The sequence below is a fragment of the Mesonia aquimarina genome, assembly GCF_003667275.1.
Classification (GTDB): Bacteria; Bacteroidota; Bacteroidia; order Flavobacteriales; family Flavobacteriaceae; genus Mesonia; species Mesonia aquimarina.
The window spans coordinates 142403-158689 of the sequence record NZ_RCNV01000008.1 but is presented as its reverse complement, the minus strand read 5'-3'; the positions used below and the strand labels follow the sequence as shown (position 1 = coordinate 158689).

Annotated in this window: 15 protein-coding genes; 7 read left to right on the top strand and 8 right to left on the bottom strand. The window is 33.6% G+C overall.

Translation table 11 applies throughout. The annotated features are described in order from the left end of the window. Positions 1-68 precede the first annotated feature (68 nt). Together D9R05_RS11420 and uvrC are read right to left on the bottom strand one after the other, a co-directional pair. Positions 69-2315, bottom strand: coding sequence for a patatin-like phospholipase family protein (locus tag D9R05_RS11420; protein WP_121667362.1), 2247 nt, complete (start codon positions 2313-2315; stop codon positions 69-71). Then, positions 2316-4112: an excinuclease ABC subunit UvrC gene (uvrC, locus tag D9R05_RS11415; RefSeq protein WP_121667361.1), complete on the bottom strand. Its 1797-nt coding sequence runs from the start codon at positions 4110-4112 to the stop codon at positions 2316-2318. 160 nt (positions 4113-4272) lie between these two features. Here uvrC and D9R05_RS11410 point away from each other — a divergent pair, with 160 nt between their 5' ends. Genes D9R05_RS11410 through D9R05_RS11395 form a run of 4 tightly spaced genes read left to right on the top strand, consistent with a single transcriptional unit; the run spans position 4273 to position 7111 of the window. Next, complete coding sequence (locus D9R05_RS11410; RefSeq protein WP_121667360.1) at positions 4273-4704, top strand: ATP-dependent zinc protease family protein; 432 nt, start codon at positions 4273-4275, stop codon at positions 4702-4704. Beyond that, positions 4701-5573, top strand: coding sequence for a 30S ribosomal protein S6--L-glutamate ligase (gene rimK, locus D9R05_RS11405; protein ID WP_121667359.1), 873 nt, complete (start codon positions 4701-4703; stop codon positions 5571-5573). Before D9R05_RS11410 ends, rimK begins: the two co-directional genes overlap by 4 nt. 6 nt (positions 5574-5579) lie before the next feature. After that, complete coding sequence (locus D9R05_RS11400) at positions 5580-6548, top strand: succinylglutamate desuccinylase/aspartoacylase family protein (RefSeq protein ID WP_121667358.1); 969 nt, start codon at positions 5580-5582, stop codon at positions 6546-6548. 2 nt (positions 6549-6550) lie between these two features. Beyond that, complete coding sequence (locus D9R05_RS11395) at positions 6551-7111, top strand: 5-formyltetrahydrofolate cyclo-ligase (protein WP_121667357.1); 561 nt, start codon at positions 6551-6553, stop codon at positions 7109-7111. Positions 7112-7131: 20 nt separating this feature from the next. On the opposite strand, the gene D9R05_RS11390 is transcribed toward D9R05_RS11395, so the two are convergent. Genes D9R05_RS11390 through ileS form a run of 5 tightly spaced genes read right to left on the bottom strand, consistent with a single transcriptional unit; the run spans position 7132 to position 12766 of the window. Next, positions 7132-7626 (bottom strand): hypothetical protein, encoded by a 495-nt coding sequence (locus D9R05_RS11390; RefSeq protein ID WP_121667356.1) that lies wholly within the window; start codon positions 7624-7626, stop codon positions 7132-7134. Between the two features lies 1 nt (position 7627). Then, on the bottom strand, positions 7628-8236 hold the full coding sequence (locus tag D9R05_RS11385) for a lipoprotein signal peptidase (protein WP_121667355.1): 609 nt from the start codon (positions 8234-8236) through the stop codon (positions 7628-7630). Between the two features lie 32 nt (positions 8237-8268). After that, complete coding sequence (locus tag D9R05_RS11380) at positions 8269-8904, bottom strand: DUF4097 family beta strand repeat-containing protein (protein ID WP_121667354.1); 636 nt, start codon at positions 8902-8904, stop codon at positions 8269-8271. A gap of 59 nt (positions 8905-8963) precedes the next feature. Further along, complete coding sequence (locus tag D9R05_RS11375; protein ID WP_121667353.1) at positions 8964-9353, bottom strand: TraR/DksA family transcriptional regulator; 390 nt, start codon at positions 9351-9353, stop codon at positions 8964-8966. 5 nt (positions 9354-9358) lie between these two features. Further along, the gene (ileS, locus tag D9R05_RS11370) at positions 9359-12766 is read right to left on the bottom strand and encodes an isoleucine--tRNA ligase (protein WP_121667352.1); all 3408 of its coding nucleotides are present in this window, start codon (positions 12764-12766) and stop codon (positions 9359-9361) included. A gap of 185 nt (positions 12767-12951) precedes the next feature. Here ileS and D9R05_RS11365 point away from each other — a divergent pair, with 185 nt between their 5' ends. After that, positions 12952-13377, top strand: coding sequence for a tellurite resistance TerB family protein (locus D9R05_RS11365; RefSeq protein ID WP_121667351.1), 426 nt, complete (start codon positions 12952-12954; stop codon positions 13375-13377). 33 nt (positions 13378-13410) lie between these two features. Here the strand turns inward: D9R05_RS11365 and fbp are convergent, their stop codons facing one another. Continuing rightward, positions 13411-14421 (bottom strand): class 1 fructose-bisphosphatase, encoded by a 1011-nt coding sequence (fbp, locus tag D9R05_RS11360; protein WP_121667375.1) that lies wholly within the window; start codon positions 14419-14421, stop codon positions 13411-13413. Between the two features lie 78 nt (positions 14422-14499). Between fbp and D9R05_RS11355 the strand changes: the two genes are divergently transcribed. Next, positions 14500-14973 carry a GNAT family N-acetyltransferase gene (locus tag D9R05_RS11355; RefSeq protein ID WP_121667350.1) on the top strand — a complete coding sequence of 158 codons (474 nt, stop codon included), beginning with the start codon at positions 14500-14502 and terminating at the stop codon, positions 14971-14973. Positions 14974-15009: 36 nt separating this feature from the next. After that, on the top strand, positions 15010-16263 hold the full coding sequence (locus D9R05_RS11350; RefSeq protein WP_121667349.1) for an aspartate kinase: 1254 nt from the start codon (positions 15010-15012) through the stop codon (positions 16261-16263). Positions 16264-16287 lie beyond the last annotated feature (24 nt).

Here is a 16287-nt window from a genome sequence, read left to right as displayed (position 1 = left end):
TTAGGAAATAATTCTTCTAAGTTTTACAAATATCGGTAAAAATTAATAAAAAGAGGCTTAAAACCTTACTAAAACCAGAAGCCTAAACTTAATAACCATTCGCTTTCTCCACGTTCTGGCGAATAGGAATATTTTGCTTCTAAAGGTCCCAGAAACGTTTCTATTCCGTAGCCAACGGCAAAACCTGAAAAATCGGGTAAACTAAACCAGTTCCCTGTTTTATAGAGATCGTCTTCTACATTTGCAATATTGTAGCTTGCAATAATGTGGTTTTTCCTGAAAATTTCATAATCAAGTTCTACTAATGCCTTTATATAACTATCGGCTGAAAGTCCTAAGAAATTATAGCCATAAAACTGTGTGATATTATTGACATAATTATTTCCGTAACCGCCTAAGAAAAAATTCAAGGTATTCATATCATTGTTTCCTATTCTAAATCCGGTTTCGGTATTTGCCCTAACGGAAAATTTATCTGAAAGAGAAAAGGCATGACCTACCGATCCTTTGGCTATAGAAAATTCTGAAAAACTAAAACTTGACTGAGAATCAAAAAGATACAAATGAAAATCCCCCATAAAATGTGTACCACTGCTCGGAAAATAAGCATTATCGTATGTATCTAATTCTAAATAACCAAATGTACTGAACAAGTTACTTTGCTCTAAAATTGTTCTTGGAGCTGCTAGATCTTCTTTATCTTCTATAATGGTTTCGGTTTTTAATTTTGTGTATTTATGTTCTGCTCCCATCCCAAAACGAAAAGCTTTCACAAAAAATGTTTCCACATAAAATTGATTGGTAAAATCTAAATAATCTATTTCAACTTGATTAACATCAAAATCGCCAATGGAAGAATTTTTCTTTACAAAATCAAATCCTACATCTTCTTCAAATTGATCTACACTAGAATTTAAACCGATACTCCAGTAACTTCCTTTATCTATATAATAATTAAAATCGTATCTAAAATTATCGCCAATAATTAAATCTATTGAAGTAATATCATTCGTTAACAGCAAAGATTTATGTGTAATGTTTGCCAGCGCTGCGCTTCGATACAACTCATCGTAATGCAAAGCAAAACGCAAGGAAGTATTCGTGTTGTTTTCGTGAACAATAAGCTGAAGATCATTGCCTTCTTCTTGCGGAATTAATTGATAATCTACTCGTCTAAAATTTCCTGTAGCCGAAAGGTTATTTAATCCGCTATTTAACGTTTTATAAGCGATTTTTTTATCGGTAGGAATTTTTAATTTTCCGCGAATATAACTCCGAGGATAGTTATTATTTCCCGTAATATTTATCCTTCTGATGTAAACAGAATCGTTTATAATTCTTTTTAAATGTAAATTTCTGTTATCCGCTTTTTGTCTATTGGCAATTGCTTTTAATTCATTCAAAAAGTTCCTACTTTCTTTTTCACCTTCATTAATAATGGCTTCTCCTTTATCAAAAGATAAAATAGAAAATTTTGTAATATCAGGATGAATATATAAATCGGTCAATTTGCGTTTGGTACGCATATCATTAATAGTTCTAAAATTATTAACCTGCGTAAGAATTTCAAAAGCTGATTGCAGCTCTTTTCTATTCACCAAACTATCTTGTACATCTATACCAATAATATAATCTACCCCACGCCTTCTCAATTCTTCTACAGGATAATTATTGGCCACGCCACCATCGGTAATCAACTTCCCATTCATTGGAACAGGACTAAACAACGATGGAATTGCACTGCTTGCTGAAACCGCTTGCGGCAGAGAACCGCTACTTAAAATTACTTCTTTTCCGGTTTCTATATCAGTACCGGTACAGAAAAAAGGAATGGGTAAATTTTCAAATTTTTGAACATCACTTACGTGTGATGTTAATTGCGAGAGAAGATTGTAAATATTTTGTCCTTTTGATAAGCCTGAAGGAAAACCAATTTTAAAATCATCAAAAGGTAAGGTAACTGCATAACGCTCTGACTGTTCTTTTTCGTAAAAACTTTTTACTCCACGCGGTAAATCGTCTTGAATTAAAATACTGAAATTGGTTTGATTAAAAATAGAATCTAACTCTGCTGGAGAATAACCTGCGGCATATAAAGAACCTACAACCGCACCCATACTGCTTCCGCTAATATAATCTATACGCACACCTGCTTCTTTAATAACCTTTAATGCTCCAATATGAGCCAAACCCTTGGCTCCGCCACCACTTAACACTAATCCGACTTTTAAATCTTCTTGTGTTTTAGACGTGTTATTTTGAGCAAAACCGCCAAAATAACAACATAATAAGATGAGAAAAGTTATTTTTTTCATCTACTTTTTTGATTGATAATAATTATGCACCAAAATTGCTTTTGAATTTCCTATAATTTCTGCTAACTCCTTTTTACTGAGTTGCGCTATTTTTTTTGTCGACCTAAAATGCTTCAATAATTCTACGGCCGTTTTTTCGCCGATACCCGAAATTTGCTCTAGTTCTGTTCCTAAAGCTGCGTTGCTCCTTTTGTTTCTATGGAAAGTTATTCCAAATCGGTGAGCTTCATTTCTAAGCTGTTGAATCACTTTTAAGCTTTCTGATTTCTTATCTAAATATAATGGAATTGAATCACCTGGATAATATAATTCTTCTAATCTTTTTGCAATACCAATAATGGCTATTTTTCCGCGTAATCCTAAATCGTCTAAGGCTTTTACAGCAGAAGAAAGTTGACCTTTTCCGCCATCAATAATTATAAGTTGCGGCAAGGGTTCCTCTTCATTTAACAATCTTCTATAGCGTCTAAAAACCACTTCTTCCATCGAGGCAAAATCATCTGGACCTTCTACGGTTTTTATATTAAATTTACGGTATTCTTTTTTGCTTGGTTTTCCGTTTTTAAAGACCACACAGGCTGCTACGGGATTTGTTCCTTGAATGTTAGAATTATCAAAACATTCTATATGACGCGGTTCTTCATTTAATCGTAAATCTTTTTTCATCTGCGCCATTAATCGATTTACATGCCGATCTGGATCTACAATTTTCATTTGTTTGAAACGCTCTTGACGGAAGTATTTTGCATTCCTGAGCGATAAATCTACAATGGCTTTTTTATCTCCTAATTTTGGGATTGTTACTTTTACATTTTCACCAGCATCAATTTTAAACGGCACATAAATTTCTGGTGATTTAGAATTGAAGCGTTGCCTGATTTCCGTAATACCAAGTTCTAATAATTCTTCATCGGTTTCATCTAGTTTTTTCTTCATTTCTATGGTATGCGACCTGATGATAGCGCCGTGAGAAAGTTGTAAAAAATTTACGTAGCCATAACTTTCGTCACTTAAAACAGAAAAAACATCTACATTATTTATTTTCGGATTGACAACCGTAGATTTTACTTGATAATTTTCTAGAATTTCAATTTTTTCTTTAATACGTTGCGCATCTTCAAATTCCATCTTTTCAGCATGCGCTTTCATTTGATCTCGAAACTTGTAAATAGAATCTTTAAAATTTCCCTTTACAATTTGCCGAATGTGCTCAATATTTGCGTTATACTCTTCTTCTAATTGATACCCTTCACACGGACCTTGACAATTTCCTAAATGATATTCTAAACAAACTTTATATTTTCCTTGTTGAATTTTTTCTTCAGACAAATCATAATTACACGTGCGTAATTGGTAAATTTCTTTGATTAAACTCAGTAAAGTTTTAATAGTTTTTACGCTGGTAAAAGGCCCATAATATTCGCTGCCGTCTTTTATAACACGACGCGTCATAAACACACGTGGAAAGCGTTCTTTTTTTATGCAAATCCACGGGTAGGTTTTGTCATCTTTCAGCATCACGTTAAAACGCGGCTGGTATTTTTTTATCAAGTTATTTTCCAGTAAAAGCGCATCGGTTTCAGAATTGACAACAATGTGCTTGATTTCCTGAATTTTTTTTACCATCACCCCAATTCGGTGACTATCGTGCTTTTTATTGAAATAAGAACTTACCCTTTTTTTTAAATTTTTTGCTTTTCCTACATAAAGAATTTTTCCGTTTTTATCATAATATTGATAAACTCCCGGACTGGAAGGCAAGGTTTTTAGCTGAATTTCTAACGGCGTTGTTGTCATCTCTCCAAAGGTAAAGCTTATGCTGAATTCAAAAAAATAATCGTTTTACAATTCTGTATATTAAAATTAAGTGAAGCTTACTAAATAGTTATTTTAGTAAAAAAACAGCTTCATTTTTTTAGTTATTATTATAAACGCCGTGCTTTTACTATATTGCAGTATGAGTAAAAAAATTATTGGAAGAATAGACAAAGCCGACTTTCCGGACTTACATTTAGAAGATATCGCCATAAAAATTGATACGGGCGCTTACACTTCTTCTATTCATTGCGAAGACATTCACGAAGAAAACAACCAATTGCATTGTAAATTTTTAGACAAAGAGCATCCAGATTACGATCATAAAGCCTTTGTTTTTGACAATTACAATACTATTACCGTTCGTAGTAGTAACGGAATTGCACAAAAACGTTACGAAATAAAATCGACCATAAAAATTTTCGGAAAAACTTATAAAATTTCGCTTTCTTTGAGCGACCGAAAAGAAATGAAATTTCCGGTGTTAATCGGAAGAAAATTTTTAAACAATAAATTTATTGTAGATCCACAATTAAAAGATATATCCTTTAACGCTCAACAACGCTCATTATGAACATCAAAATTTTATCTAGAAACCCTAACCTTTATTCCACCAAACGCTTAGTTGAGGCTGCATCTAAACGAAAACATAACGTAGAAGTAGTAGATCCGTTAAAGTGTGATATTGTTATAGAAAAAAGAAAGCCCAATATTTATTACAAAGGCGGCTATATAGAAAATGTAGATGCCATTATTCCTAGAATTGGTTCTTCGGTAACATTTTACGGAACCGCAGTTGTAAGACAGTTTGAGATGATGGGCGCATTTACCACCACAGATTCTGAAGCTTTAGTGAGAAGTCGCGATAAACTGCGTAGTTTACAAGTATTATCTCGTGCCAGAATCGGATTGCCAAAAACAGTTTTCACCAACTATTCACGTGACGTTGAAGGCGTTATTAAACAAGTTGGCGGCGTACCTTTAGTCATAAAATTATTGGAAGGAACACAAGGTTTAGGTGTGGTTTTAGCTGAAACAAGAAACGCTGCAGAATCTGTAATTGAAGCCTTTAACGGATTGCAAGCTCGTGTAATTGTACAAGAATTTATTAAAGAAGCAAAAGGCGCAGATATTCGAGCTTTTGTTGTAGACGGACACGTAGTTGGCGCAATGAAACGTCAAGGAAAAGAAGGTGAATTTAGATCTAATTTACACCGCGGGGGTTCTGCTGAAGTTATTCAATTAACAGATGAAGAAGAAATTGCAGCAGTAAAAGCTTGTAAAGCTATGGGACTTGGCGTTGCCGGTGTAGATTTGCTACAAAGTAGCCGCGGACCTTTAATTTTAGAAGTAAATTCTTCGCCTGGCTTAGAGGGAATAGAAAAAGCTACCGGAAAAGATATTGCTAAAACAATTGTCCGCTATATCGAAAAAAACATATAAGTCTTTATGGGATTTATCGACAATAATAATGTGCTAAAATTACTGGGAGAAAATATAAATCCCGGTGCTAGCATCAAGATAAATTTTAATACAGCAAAATTATATACCACAACCGCAGTAGAGGTGCCTATTATTATAGAGCGTTCTAAAAAACCTGGGCCTACGGTTTTAATTACCGGAGGAATTCACGGAGACGAAATTAATGGTGTAGAAATTGTACGTCAACTTATTGCCAAAGGAATCAATAAACCAGAACGCGGTACAATTATTTGTATTCCCGTGGTTAATGTGTTTGGTTTTTTAAATATGACGCGAGAATTTCCTGATGGTAGAGATTTAAACCGCATGTTTCCAGGCTCTAAAAAAGGACCGTTAGCCAGTAGAATTGCCTATCAATTTAAAGAAGAGGTTTTACCGGCAGCAGATTATTGCTTAGATTTTCATACCGGCGGTTCAAGCAGGTTTAATGCCGCACAAATTCGCATTCGGCCTGAAGATGATAAATTACTAAAATTAGCCGAAATTTTCCACGCGCCATTTACCGTTTACTCTAAAAATATTTCTAAATCTTATCGCGATACTTGTGCCAAAATGGGAATTCCATTTCTTCTATTTGAAGGGGGAAAATCGCAAGACAGTAATAAAGATATTGCAAAACATGGCGTTGAAGGAACACTTCGCTTTTTAAGTCATTTAGGAATGTTGCGTAAAGATTTTACCGCGCCAAAAGCCATAACGCCAAACATTATTATTAATGAAACATCTTGGATGCGCGCAAAATATAGCGGACTTTTACATGTGAAAATACCGATTGGTAAATATGTAGAAAAAGGAGAATATATTGCTATTATTACTGATCCGTATGGTAGTTTTCGTCATAAAGTAAAAGCAACTGCCACCGGTTACATTATTAATGTAAATCAATCGCCTATTGTTTATCAAGGCGACGCTATTTTTCACCTTTCAAAAAGTTAAGCATGAAAAGTGAACTTAGAAAACGATATAAAAAAAAGCGAGCACAACTTTCTGAACAAGAACTAGAAGAAAAAAGTTTAGCAATTGCCAATAAAACCTTAGAACTCGATATTTGGCAATATTCTTTTTACCATATTTTTCTAAGTATTGAAAAACTTCACGAAATAAATACTGAATTTTTACTTCATATTTTAAGCGGAAAAGATAAAAATATAGTGATTTCTAAAAGTGATTTTAAGTCTTTAGAAATGAAGCATTTTTTATTAACCGATTCTACAGCGATTAAAAATAATGAATGGGGAATTCCAGAACCCGTTAACGGAATTGAAATTCAACCTAACCAACTTGAAGTTATTTTTATTCCACTTTTAGCCTTTGATAAAAACGGACATAGAATTGGCTATGGAAAAGGGTTTTACGATCGTTTTTTAGAAAAATGCGCTCCTAAAACTATAAAAATCGGCTTATCTTTTTTTGAAGCCGAACAAGAAAACTTTAAAGCTTTACCTACTGATATTGCACTGGATTATTGTGTAACTCCTGAAAAAGTTTATAGGTTTTAATTCATAAAATGTTAAAAAAATTATTCGATTGTAACAGGATTTAATGGCTCCTCATATTTATAGCTTAAAATAGCTTTATCAAAGACAAAGTTTTTACCTCCAATTTGGATATCTGTTGAAAATTCTCCTTCAAAACAATAATCCGTATTTCCAAAAACCTCACTTTTAAAATTCTCTGGTGTTAAATCTATCGTATAATATTCAGGATTATCTGATCTTTGAGTATAAGAAAAATGAATTTTTTCAATTACATTCTTACCTGTTTTTTTATAAGGAAACTTTATTGATATATTTATAGAGTTGCTTTCACTATAATAAGAATAGAATAAAGAAACTTCGTACCCGTCTTCTCTCAAATCAATTCCTCTTCCGGTAGTTTCTAACGTATAATTTTCATCATTCAAATTAATGTCACCTATAGATTCTATATTTTCACAATTATATTTATTGTCTTCATCATCTTTGGAACATCCAAAAATTATTAGGCTTAGTAGAATAAAAATTAAATTTCTCATATTACTTTTTCTCCTCCTTCGGAAAAGCTTTTTTATTAAAAATGATCAATAAAAATACACCAATCGTAATGGCAGAATCGGCAATATTAAACACCGGTTCAAAAAAAGTAAAATATTGCCCGCCCCAAAATGGGATCCATTCCGGCAAATAACCACTCCACAACGGGAAATGAAGCATATCTACAACCTTACCATGAAATAATGTACCATAACCGCCCGCCTCGGGTAAAAAACTAGCTAGTTGATTATGACTATCGTTAAATATTAGTCCGTAAAAAACCGAGTCGATTATATTCCCAAAAGCGCCGGCAAAAATTAATGCTACCGATACTATTAAAATTTTAGAGCCATTTTTTTGTACAGAATCCCAAAGCCAATAGCCAATACCACAAATTGCAACTAAACGAAATAAGGTTAAAATTAATTTGCCGTATGTTCCGGGAATTTTTGCTCCCCAAGCCATACCTTCATTTTCTACAAATAGAATTCTAAACCACTCAAATACTTTTACTTCTTCTCCTAAAACAAAATTGGTTTTTATATAAAACTTAGAGATCTGATCAATTATCAGTACTAAAAGAATAAGAAAACTTGCCTTCTTTAACGACATTTATATAATTTTTGAGCGTAAAAATACATTTTTTATTGGGGATTTTTCACCAAAATATCGCCATAGATTGATTTTATTCTTATTTCCTTACCAATCGTATTATTTTTAGGAATATAAACTTTACCATGATTAGATGTTGCTTTAATGTTGCTTTGCGATGTTTCTACATACACATTACCCTTAAAGGTATTGATAAGCGCATTTCCGGTAAAGTTTTTTAATTCACACCTGCCTGCACCTAATTCTGCTTCAAAATAGGCGTATTTTCCCTTCGCAAAAACAGAAGCAATATTAGAAGTAATCAATATTTTTTTTGATTTAGGAATTTCAATAACTAAGCTTACCGAAAAAACTTTATGTGCGCTTAATTTGTCGTAACCACTGGTTAAAATCTCAGGATATGCTGTAGAAACCAGCAAACGATTTTCTTGAAGTTCTGTATGAACATTGATATCTTGTAGGTATTCTCCTTCAGAAAACACCGTTAATTTTAACTGATTTGAAGCTGAAGTTTTAAGAGTGATTTTAAACACCTCATCTGCATCAATTTCAACCCAGTCGGCCGAAAAATTCTCAAAAACCTTGACACTTTTTTTCTGACCGAAACTTACCGAAGATATTCCGATACAAAAAAAGGCTACAAAAAAATAACAAATAGTAAATTTCATACTTCTACATAAATCAAAAAACGCTCCTAAATTAAGAAGCGCTTATTGATTGTAGAAATTTATTTCTGAAGGTTTTTCGCTTCAATACTTAGCGTTGCGTGCGGAACCAGTTTTAAACGCTCTTTCTTAATGAGTTTTCCGGTTACACGGCAAATTCCGTAAGTTTTATTTTCAATTCTAATCATCGCGCTTTTTAAATCTCTGATGAATTTTTCTTGACGAATAGCTAACTGCGAGTTTGCTTCTTTACTCATCGTTTCGCTACCTTCATCAAAAGCTTTAAAAGTTGGTGATGTATCGTCTGTACCGTTAGAACTATCGTTCATGTAAGCACTTTTATACATTTCTAACTGTTTATTAGCACTATCTATTTTCCCTTGAATAATAGCTTTGAATTCTGCCAAATCTTCATCTGAATACCTTTCTTTTTCTGTTGTATTTGTTGCCATAATTTTTAATTGTGTTTAGCAATAGACAATTTTGTGTTCACATCATCAAAATTAATCTCAGTACCATTGTCTACTGTATCTACTAATTCGAGTTTAGCAGTTAATGTTTCGTTTTTAATATAACTCATATTTTCGATAACAGCGTTCTCGACTACGCCATCCTTTTGTATGTTAATTTCAATTTTATCTGTAACTTCAAAACCGGTATCTTTTCTCAAGTTCTGAATTCTGTTAACAAGCTCTCTGGCAATTCCTTCTTGCTTCAACGCCTCTGTTAATGTAACATCTAACGCAACAGTCATTCCATTATTGCTTGCAACAAGCCAACCTTCAATATCTTGTGAAGAAATTTCTACTTCATCGAGTCGCAAAGTAGTCATTTTTCCATTAATATCAACATCAATTTTTCCTTCAATTTCTATCGCAGAAATATCTTTTGCTTCCAGTTTATTTATAGCTACAACAACCAATTTCATCTCTTTTCCAAAACGTGGTCCAAGCACTTTAAAATTGGGCTTTATGGTTTTTACCAAAATACCAGAAGTATCATCAATTAACTCCACTTCTTTTACGTTAACTTCCGATTTTATTAAATCGGCAACAGCTTCAATTTCTGCTCTCACCCCATCATCTAATACAGGAATCATCACACGTTGTAACGGCTGTCTCACTTTTATCATTTCTTTTTTACGAAGCGATAAAACTAAAGATGAAATAATTTGTGCCTTTTCCATTTTTCGCTCTAAAGCCTCATTTATAAAGTCTTTGTTTTGCAATGGAAATTCCGCCAAATGTACACTTTCTAATGCTTCTTTTTGGGTGACTCTTGTTAAGTCTTTGTAAAGTTGATCCATATAAAAAGGAGCAATTGGTGCACCCAATTGAGCAACTGTTTTTAAACAGGTGTATAAGGTTTGATAAGCCGAAATTTTATCTTCTTTATAGTCGCCTTTCCAGAAACGTCTTCTGCTTAAACGTACAAACCAATTACTTAAATTCTCTTGTACAAACTCCGAAATTGCACGAGCAGCTCTTGTAGGCTCATATATTTCATAAAAGTTCTCTACTTTCCCTATAAGCGTGTGCAATTCTGATAATATCCAACGGTCTATTTCCGGACGTTTTTCTAGCTGAATATCATCTTCAGCATAGGTAAATTTATCAATATTCGCATAAAGTGAGAAGAACGAATACGTATTGTATAATGTTCCGAAAAATTTACGGCGGACTTCACCAATTCCTTCTATATCAAATTTTAGATTATCCCACGGATTTGCGTTAGCGATCATATACCAACGTGTAGCATCTGGACCAAAAGCAGCTAAGGTTTCAAAAGGATCTACAGCGTTCCCTAAACGTTTAGACATTTTTTGTCCGTGCTTATCGAGAACTAATCCATTTGAGACCACATTTTTATAGGCTACATCATCAAAAATCAAGGTTGCAATAGCATGTAATGTATAAAACCAACCTCTGGTTTGATCTACACCTTCTGCAATAAAATCTGCTTTTCGATCTCCTTTATCTACAGCTTTCTTATTTTCAAATGGATAATGCCATTGTGCGTAAGGCATAGAACCAGAATCAAACCAAACATCTATTAAATCTGCCTCACGTTTCATCGGTTTTCCTGAAGGAGAAACCAAGGTAATTTTATCGACCACATTTTTATGAAGATCTACTTTCTCATAGTTTTCTTCATCCATATTATCCACTTCAAAATCAGCAAAAATATCTTCTTTCATCAAACCGGCTTCTACGGCTTTTTTCATTTCTGATTTTAACTCCGCGATAGAACCGATTAAAATTTCTTCTTTCCCGTCGTCTGTTCTCCAGATAGGAAGCGGAATTCCCCAAAAACGTGAACGAGATAAATTCCAATCGTTTGCATTGGCTAACCAATTTCCAAATCGACCTTCTCCGGTTGATTTTGGCTTCCAGTTGATTCCGAGGTTCAACTCGTGCATTCTATCTTTTACATCGGTTACTTTAATGAACCATGAATCTAACGGATAATATAAAATTGGTTTATCAGTTCGCCAGCAATTTGGATAACTGTGAACATATTTTTCTACTTTAAAGGCTTTATTTTCTTCTTTTAATTTAATGGCAATTTCTACATCTACCGATTTTTCCGGTGCTTCCCCTTCATCGTAATATTCATTCTTTACATATTTTCCGGCAAACTCGTCCATCTCTTTTCTGAAACGTCCTTGTAAATCTACCAGCGGAACTAGGTTTTCGTTGTCATCATAAACCAACATCGGCGGTACTTCTGGCGTGGCTTGCTTTGCAACCAAGGCATCGTCTGCACCAAAAGTTGGCGCGGTATGTACAATTCCGGTTCCGTCTTCTGTAGTTACAAAATCTCCGACAATAACTCTAAACGCATTTTCGGGATTCTTGTAAGGTTTTGCGTAAGGTAAAAGCTGTTCATATTTAATTCCGACTAAATCTTTCCCTTTAAATTCATCTTCAATTAAATAAGGAATTTTTTTATCGCCTTGTTTATAAGAATGCAATACATCTGCACTTGTGGTTTCTTTAAATTTTTTATCGAATTGTTTTTCGACTAAATTTTTTGCCACAATAATATTTATAGGCTCGTAGGTATATTGATTATAGGTTTTTACCAGCACATAATCTATTTTTGAACCAACTGTTAATGCGGTATTACTTGGTAAAGTCCACGGAGTGGTTGTCCAAGCTATTAAATAAATATCGCCACCTTCTCCCGCTAAAAAGTCGGGTAAACTATGCGGAATTGTTTTAAACTGTGCTGTTACTGTTGTGTCGGTTACATCTTGATAAGTTCCCGGTTGGTTTAATTCGTGTGAGCTTAAACCTGTACCCGCTTTTGGTGAATATGGCTGAATAGTATAGCCCTTATAAATCAATCCTTTTTTATAAATCTCTGAAAGCAACCACCAAACGCTTTCCATATATTTTGACTTATAGGTAATATATGGATCGTCCATATTTACCCAATAACCCATTTTTTCGGTTAGTTTTTTCCATACATCGGTATAACGCATCACGGCATTTTTACAAGCGTGATTGTATTCTTCAACAGAAATTTTTGTACCGATGTCTTCTTTTGTAATTCCGAGTTCTTTTTCTACGCCAAGTTCTACCGGAAGTCCGTGTGTATCCCACCCGGCTTTACGTTTAACTTGAAAACCTTGCTGAGTTTTATAACGGCAAAAAATATCTTTAATAGTACGCGCCATTACATGATGAATACCCGGAAGTCCGTTTGCTGAAGGAGGTCCTTCAAAAAAAACGTATGGTTTTTCTTCATCTCTTGTCTGAATACTTTTTTCAAAAATATCTTCTGCTTCCCAAAATTGTTGAATTTCTTCAGCAATTTGAGGAAGGTCAAGTCCTTTATAATCAGCAAATTTTCTGCTCATGAATACAAGTTTTCTAATGATTTGCGAAATTAATGATTTTTGGCAAACCCACTTCAATAAAACCTAAAAAACTGAGAGTCGTTTTCTTGTACGTTTTCAACTAATATTTTTGAAAATTATAAGAACTTAAAAAAAGTATTTTATGCACACATTCTGTATCTTTGTAGTATAAAAATTTTAGAATTATGTCATTTTCAGATTTATTTGATTCGGGAGCACACCGAAAAAATTTAGGCCACTTCGCTAACATTGTAAATTTAGCTGCGGTTGATGGAGAAATTAATGCAGAAGAAGAAAAAGTATTACGAAGATTAGCTGTTAAATTAGATATAAATGAGACCGAATTTAAAGAGGTCATGAAAACTCCTGAAAAGTTCCCTATAAATCCTCCTAACACAGCAGAGCGAAGATTAGAGCGCTTATATGACGCGTTAACTATTATTTTTGCTGATCACGATATGGATACACAAGAAGCGTTTTTATTAAAGCGTTATGCCGTAGGACTTGGTTTTTCTTCAGAAGATTCTGAAAATATTATTAAGCGGTCTATTAAAATTTTAGGTCGTCAATTAAGTTTTGACGATTATCTTTATTTATTAGATAGAGAATAAAACACTTGCTTTTTTTTAGCTAGAAAACGCTCTCTATTCGGGAGCGTTCTTCATGAATTCTTCTGCTTTTTCTACCATCTTTTTGCTTCCACAGAAAAACGGAACACGTTGATGTAATTCTTTAGGTTTTATATCCATAATTCGCTGAAAACCATCGCTTGCTTTTCCTCCTGCTTGCTCGGCAATAAAAGCCATCGGATTACATTCGTACAATAAACGTAATTTTCCGTTAGAAGATTTAGAACTTTTAGGGTATATATAAATTCCGCCTTTTATCATATTTCTATGAATATCTGAAACCAGCGAACCTATATAACGCGAAGTATACGGACGATCCTCCTCTTCTGCTTGGCAATATTTTATGTAGTCTTTTACACCTTGCGGAAAGTGATTATAATTTCCTTCGTTTATAGAATAAATTCTTCCCGTTTCTGAAAATTGCATGTTTGGATGCGATAAATAATACGTTCCGATAGCCGGGTTTAAGGTAAAACCATTTACGCCATGACCTGTCGTATAAACCAGCATGGTTGATGTTCCATAAACTACATAACCGGCAGCTACTTGCTTATTTCCGGGTTGTAAAAAATCTTCTTTAGTTACGGGAGTTCCTATAGGTGTAACTCTTCTGTAAACCGAAAATATAGTTCCTACTGAAACATTTACATCAATATTAGAGCTTCCGTCAAGCGGATCCATCAGCAACACATATTTGTTTTGATGATCTTTATTTTGCCCTTGAATAGTAATAAAATCATCATTTTCTTCAGAAGCAATCCCGCAAACAATTTCGCGATTCGTTAAGGTCTGAATAAACTTTTCGTTGGCATAAACGTCTAATTTTTGCTGCTCTTCTCCCTGTATATTTGTTTCTCCTACAGCTCCTGTAATGTCTACCAATCCGGCTTTATTTACTTCGTGATTTACTACTTTTGCCGCTAAGCGAATAGAGTTTATTAATCGAGAAAGTTCTCCCGAAGAATAAGGAAAAGCTTCCTGATTTTCAATAATAAATTCGCCTAAGGTTTGATTTTTTCGAGCCATAATAGATTTGATATTTCCTGACAAAAATAGAAAAAAAGCGATTGATATGCTTATTTTTGAAAGCAAACTCGCAAAGCAATGGATTTTAACCTTAGAAAAGCACAAAAAAAAGATAGTGTAGCAATTTTAAAATTAATTGAAGAATTAGCTGTTTTTGAAAAAGAACCCGATGCTGTTGAACTTACTAAAGAAGATATAGAAAGAGATGGTTTTGGCGAAAACCCACTTTTTACATGCTTTGTTGCAGAGGTTAACAAACAAGTGCAAGGAATGGCTTTGTGCTATTTTCGCTATTCAACTTGGAAAGGAAAAACGGTACATTTAGAAGATTTAATTATTCGTGAAAGCTACAGAAATAAAGGTTTAGGCAAGGCTTTGTACAAACGCGTTATGGAGTTTGCTCTTGAAAATAAGGTGAAGCGTGTAGAATGGGTTGTACTAGATTGGAATATAAATGCGGTTAATTTTTATAAAAATTCTGGTGCTACTGTTTTTGAAGAATGGAACACGGTTCAATTTTCTGATGATGCGATTAGACAGTTTTTGCAATAAAAAAATCATTTCAGAATATATTTTAAATAAGAAAGTATGAATGTTTTTAAATTTGGAGGAGCTTCAGTTAAAAATGCCGATGGCGTAAAAAACTTACTTCATGTATTAACGGAAACCGGACCAAACAAAAAGCTTGTTGTTATTTCTGCTATGGGGAAAACCACCAATGCGTTAGAAACAGTAATTGCAAGTTATTTTGATGAAAAAACAGCACTTTCTCAAAGTATTGAAACCGTAAAAAGCTTTCACGAAGAAATAATCAATAAACTTTTTTCCGAAAAAACCGATACGATTTTTAGAAAAATCAACCGCTTTTTTGAAGAATTAGAAAGTTTCTTGAATCGAAATAAATCACCTAATTACGATTATGTTTACGATCAGGTTATTTGCTATGGCGAATTAATTAGCACCACCATTATAAGTGAATATTTAAATCAACATCATATAAAAAACACTTGGATAGACGCCAGAACGTTAATTAAAACTGACAATACGTATCGTGATGCAAAAGTAAATTGGGAGCAAACCCAAACTAATATTGCTGCTAACGTACAAAAAGATGAACTAACTATAACGCAAGGTTTTATTAGTTCTGACAGTAATAATTTTACCACCACGCTAGGTAGAGAAGGAAGCGATTATACTGCCGGTATTTTTGCGTATTGTCTTCATGCTAAAAATGTAACCATTTGGAAAGACGTAGAAGGTGTGTTAAATGCAGATCCTCGAGAATTTAAGGAGACTACACTTTTACAGGAAATCTCTTATCAAGAAGCTATTGAGCTTGCTTTTTATGGTGCCTCGGTTATTCACCCAAAAACTTTACAGCCATTACAAAAAAAGGAAATTCCGTTGTTTGTAAAATCATTTTACAACCCCACAGAAAAAGGAACTTCAGTAGGGAATGCAAATAAGATAACGCCTTACATTCCTTGCTTCATTGTAAAAAAAGACTTGGTTTTATTATCACTTTCCGCGTTAGATTTTTCATTTTTTGTGGAAGAAAACATCAGTGAGATTTTTGCTCTTTTTCATAAATATCAGATCAAAGTAGATCTTATTCAAAATTCTGCCATCAGTTTTTCGGTTTGTGTAGATAACAAATTCAATAATATTGATAAACTCATCAATCATTTACAAGCAAAATTTAAGGTCAGTTTCAATAAAAATGTTTCGCTTTACACCATTCGTCATTTTACACAAGAAGCTATAAATCAACTAGAAAAAGGTAAAGATGTGCTTTTAAAACAGCAAACACGAGAAACTGTGCAGCTTGTTACTAAAGACTAAGGTCTCTTACAACCTAGATTTTAC

Bases quoted from the DNA above. Each gene is read 5' to 3' on its own strand.
- D9R05_RS11420 (WP_121667362.1), bottom strand. From the start codon at position 2,315: ATGAAAAAAATAACTTTTCTCATCTTATTATGTTGTTATTTTGGCGGT.
- uvrC (WP_121667361.1), bottom strand. From the start codon at position 4,112: ATGACAACAACGCCGTTAGAAATTCAGCTAAAAACCTTGCCTTCCAGT.
- D9R05_RS11410 (WP_121667360.1), top strand. From the start codon at position 4,273: ATGAGTAAAAAAATTATTGGAAGAATAGACAAAGCCGACTTTCCGGAC.
- rimK (WP_121667359.1), top strand. From the start codon at position 4,701: ATGAACATCAAAATTTTATCTAGAAACCCTAACCTTTATTCCACCAAA.
- D9R05_RS11400 (WP_121667358.1), top strand. From the start codon at position 5,580: ATGGGATTTATCGACAATAATAATGTGCTAAAATTACTGGGAGAAAAT.
- D9R05_RS11395 (WP_121667357.1), top strand. From the start codon at position 6,551: ATGAAAAGTGAACTTAGAAAACGATATAAAAAAAAGCGAGCACAACTT.
- D9R05_RS11390 (WP_121667356.1), bottom strand. From the start codon at position 7,626: ATGAGAAATTTAATTTTTATTCTACTAAGCCTAATAATTTTTGGATGT.
- D9R05_RS11385 (WP_121667355.1), bottom strand. From the start codon at position 8,236: ATGTCGTTAAAGAAGGCAAGTTTTCTTATTCTTTTAGTACTGATAATT.
- D9R05_RS11380 (WP_121667354.1), bottom strand. From the start codon at position 8,904: ATGAAATTTACTATTTGTTATTTTTTTGTAGCCTTTTTTTGTATCGGA.
- D9R05_RS11375 (WP_121667353.1), bottom strand. From the start codon at position 9,353: ATGGCAACAAATACAACAGAAAAAGAAAGGTATTCAGATGAAGATTTG.
- ileS (WP_121667352.1), bottom strand. From the start codon at position 12,766: ATGAGCAGAAAATTTGCTGATTATAAAGGACTTGACCTTCCTCAAATT.
- D9R05_RS11365 (WP_121667351.1), top strand. From the start codon at position 12,952: ATGTCATTTTCAGATTTATTTGATTCGGGAGCACACCGAAAAAATTTA.
- fbp (WP_121667375.1), bottom strand. From the start codon at position 14,421: ATGGCTCGAAAAAATCAAACCTTAGGCGAATTTATTATTGAAAATCAG.
- D9R05_RS11355 (WP_121667350.1), top strand. From the start codon at position 14,500: ATGGATTTTAACCTTAGAAAAGCACAAAAAAAAGATAGTGTAGCAATT.
- D9R05_RS11350 (WP_121667349.1), top strand. From the start codon at position 15,010: ATGAATGTTTTTAAATTTGGAGGAGCTTCAGTTAAAAATGCCGATGGC.